Origin of the sequence: Pontibacterium sp., from assembly GCF_041587635.1 — a bacterium.
Lineage (GTDB): Bacteria > Pseudomonadota > Gammaproteobacteria > Pseudomonadales > Balneatricaceae > Pontibacterium.
The window spans coordinates 1-3,581 of record NZ_JBFGYC010000425.1; the positions used below are offsets into that span (position 1 = coordinate 1).

At 51.4% G+C, this 3,581-nt stretch carries 3 protein-coding genes; all 3 read right to left on the minus strand.

Annotated features, from left to right (window positions below; all coding sequences use genetic code 11):
• On the minus strand, positions 1–527 hold a 527-nt coding region (locus ABYW01_RS16780; protein ID WP_372834912.1), incomplete at its 3' end, for a LuxQ periplasmic sensor domain-containing protein.
• Entirely contained in the window at positions 528–1,655 is a 1,128-nt protein-coding gene (locus ABYW01_RS16785) for a substrate-binding domain-containing protein (RefSeq protein WP_372834915.1), read from the minus strand.
• Between the two features lie 330 nt (positions 1,656–1,985).
• A partial coding sequence (locus tag ABYW01_RS16790) for a 1-acyl-sn-glycerol-3-phosphate acyltransferase (protein WP_372834918.1) occupies positions 1,986–3,581 on the minus strand: 1,596 nt, incomplete at its 5' end.

Genomic DNA, 3,581 nt, shown 5'->3' on the forward strand with positions numbered 1-3,581 from the left:
ATTTTCCCGATCACTTCTCCGAACCGCTCATCAACCACCGGCAAGGTTAAACGTAATACGCTGTAATACTCATCACCTTCCACATTGACGCTGCTCCAGGCCCCCGTGGACGTGTAATGCTGACTGATCTTTTCTAGTGGAAGTTGTACTCCAAGAAGGCTGCTATTGGTGCCAACGGTGGGAACACCGTCACTATTTTCAATCACGACGGCATCAATATGTTGACCATTCTCTCCCGCAAGCAAAGTGCCTATTACCCGGGAGATCATTTTCGGTTCGTTCGCGTTTAACGCCCAGCGTAACTCTCGAGCTTTAATGACTTCCTGACTAATTTGCTGAATGTTCTTAAACCGCGCCTCAATGAGGCTGTTCAATGCGCGCTGGTCCCGTTCGTAAGCCAGCTTAATTTCATGCTGAAGTGCTTTCTCTGAACCAAGGTAGGCAGGTGTCAGCAAAATAGCTGATGAAGCTGCCAACAAGGCAAACACCAATAGAAGAATGACGGTAGAAAAACGTACTTTTTGCACTTATTGAGTCTCTATTGGCTGATCACTGAGTCGGAACGCTTGTTGTTTGAGCTTATTAACCTCAGCTGGCAACTGATCCTTGTTCAGCAGCTTTATATCTCCGGAAAATATTTGGGGTACGCGCTGCGCTTGATCCAGCTGGTCCAGCTTGATCGCCTCCGCCATCGCAATACCATTGTCATCGTTAATTCGCATGACAGTGACATCAAGCCCTTGATGATTCAGCTCCTTGAGTTCCGCGTCACCTCCTCCCCAACCATTTAGCAGGATGTCCAACCGATCACTTTCACGTAAAGCACGAAGTGCCCCAAGCGCTACATCGGTTGAATTGGCGAAAATCATCTTAATATCAGGGTGCTTCTCCAGAGTTCTGAGCGTAGCGGTATAGGCTTTCTCCCGATCACCATCGGTGTAGTAGGCGGCAACCTGAGTCACACGAGAATGCTGTGCAACTTCTCTGGCAAAGGTGTCACCACGCATCTGGCTGACATAACCTGGAGAGAAGTACAGCATAAGATATTTACCCTCGTGGTTTATCTGCTTGAGCATCCAGTCGGCCATCAGCTTGGTCCCCTGAGCATGATCAAATCCAACATAGAGAAAGGGCTGATGTGCCTGCCAACGCACCAGTGGCGTGGTGACATTTTGCAGAATAAGCTTGGGCTTCCCCCGTGCGATCAAGCGTTCGATCATTCGGCTCTGCGGGGCAATATCAAGCGTAAAGACCAGATAATCCGGCTGCCACTGTAAAGCTTCTGCTAGCTGCTGACTTTGTAGCGCGGTATCAACGGAGGGACGGGATAAGAAGGATTTAAGCTCGTAAGGGAGTTGAATACTCCGCAAACGATGTTCAAAAGAAACTAAGCTCCGGCGCCAGTAGTCCGAGGTCTGCAGACCCGGATAGATCACCGCGATTCGTACCGGGCGTTCTGGTACTGCCACAATGGGTTCTGCCGGCGCGCGCACAATCTCAGAAAAAGCGTCCATAACCGTACGCTGTTCAGGATGCTGGCTAACATACTCGTCGATACGGATATAGTCTTCCGCCGCCTGTATCCTCAAACTTGACAGCATCAGAGTCAGTAAGACAACTTTCAGTATTTCGATCCGCGATGAAAACCGAAACATGGTTACCAACCTCCAGATAATTTTTATCACTCAACGTAGTGTAATAGAACAGAGTGTACTGCCTATCTGGTGTGGGGAAAAGTTGAGACATACGTGTATGAAATTGATATTAGAAAGAAAATTCAGTTCCTCGTGCTAAAGAGCGATGACTGGCCCGTTCAGAAGTAGCGGTGCAATGGATCTATCGGCCCGTTTTGCTCACCTAACCGAATCTGGCTGAGAGGATCCTGGACTTACTGCATGATAGTAAGTCACTTACGCAACATAACTTAGCTCGGCGCAAATCCTAATCTCCCGCCATCGCAGCACTTCAATGCCTATCTGGATACATTACTCTGTCCTTTTGATCACCGTTTCCGTATTCAGATCGGCCTCTCCAGAAAGCCTCAGCACTTCAGCCCGCGTGCGATCCCGCAACACTAACGCCTGCTGCCAGAGGTTTTTCCCTTCCCCAGCATGACTGGAGATAGGTTCACCGATGGAGATGATGATATGCCCCCGCCTTGGGAACCAGCTGTTTGCGCGGAGCATGGTTCGGGTTCCTCTTATCGCCACAGGCACCACTGGCAGTTGCTGCTGACACGCGGTTGTAAATGCACCAAGATGAAAGGATCTGAGGCCAGGTACGCGAGTGAATGTGCCTTCTGGAAAAAAGAAAAGAGGCGTGCTCTCTCCAACCTGATGCGCCAACCGAGTGATATCAGCATGCCCCCGATCCGGATCAAAACGAGCAACAAATTCGACACCGATCTTACGCAACAGAAAAGCAATCAATTTTTTCTCTTCTAATTCCCCTTTGGCTACAAACCGTACACAACGTGGCAAAAAGCCCACCAGTGCGTAGCCATCGAGATAACTGGAATGATTGCAGACAAAAACACAGGCTTGTCCCTGCGGCGGCAGGTGCTCAGCGCCTTCAAGCCGCACCGATGTACCCGTTAGCATGCCCAGAAGCCGGACCGCCTGCCGAATCACCCTCCAACGCAACTTCACGCAGGGAAGCAACAGGAATGGCGGCAAAACCAGACAAAGCAACAGACCGTAAAGGCTCCAACCATAGGTGGCAAAAGCATAATCCAGAAACCGCTGCCGGAACCTTCCCACCCGTCCAGCCAACTCCTCCCGAGCAATGCGCAACCATTGCAACCAGCGACTTTCTGGCATCCTGCTGAGATTCCCCCCCTCGTACAGTGCCTTACAGGCTGAACGGCGCACCTTGCCGCTGGAGGTTTTCAGCACGCGGTTTGGTATTACCAACAAGACTTCATCCACCGGTTGACCCAACAGATCGACAGCTCGCCGATTAATTTCAGCACTCAGTTCCGCGCGGCGAGTATCATCCTGCTGCCGGGTTTCAGCCATCACCACCAGGCGCTCAGTACCTCGTTCGGGGCTGCGGCTACCAAAGACCACCACGCCACCTTTACGGATTCCTTCCATGTTTCCTATGGCAGTTTCTAACTCCGCCGGATGAATATTACGTCCCGCCAGTATAATCAGGTCCTTCTGCCTGCCGGTCACATAGAGCTCACCCTCCGAGATATAACCAAGATCACCTGTTTCAAGCCAATCATCATGGAACAGGACCGCAGTTTGCTCCGGGTTACGATAGTAGCCACTCGTTGAAGAGGGCCCCTGAAATTGAATCCGCCCTTCCTGTCGATCTGGCAGCTCCCTATCACGGTCATCCACCACCCGAAGCTGATGCTGTGGCAACGCCCGTCCACACGCAACCACTTCAATCACTCCGTTCTTTTCAGCAGAGCAAGGCTCTGCCCAACCCGTGCGAGTGAAACACTCACGCTCGATCAGATTCACCTTAGGTCCCCGCTGCAGCGCCGGAAACGCCAGCCCTACTGTACTTTCAGCCAAGCCATACACCGGCATCATCGCCTCGGGATTAAATCCACAACCAGCAAACCGTTC

What these genes read in the sequence shown, in the direction of transcription:
- ABYW01_RS16785 (WP_372834915.1), bottom strand. Translation starts at nt 1,655, where the DNA reads ATGTTTCGGTTTTCATCGCGGATCGAAATACTGAAAGTTGTCTTACTG.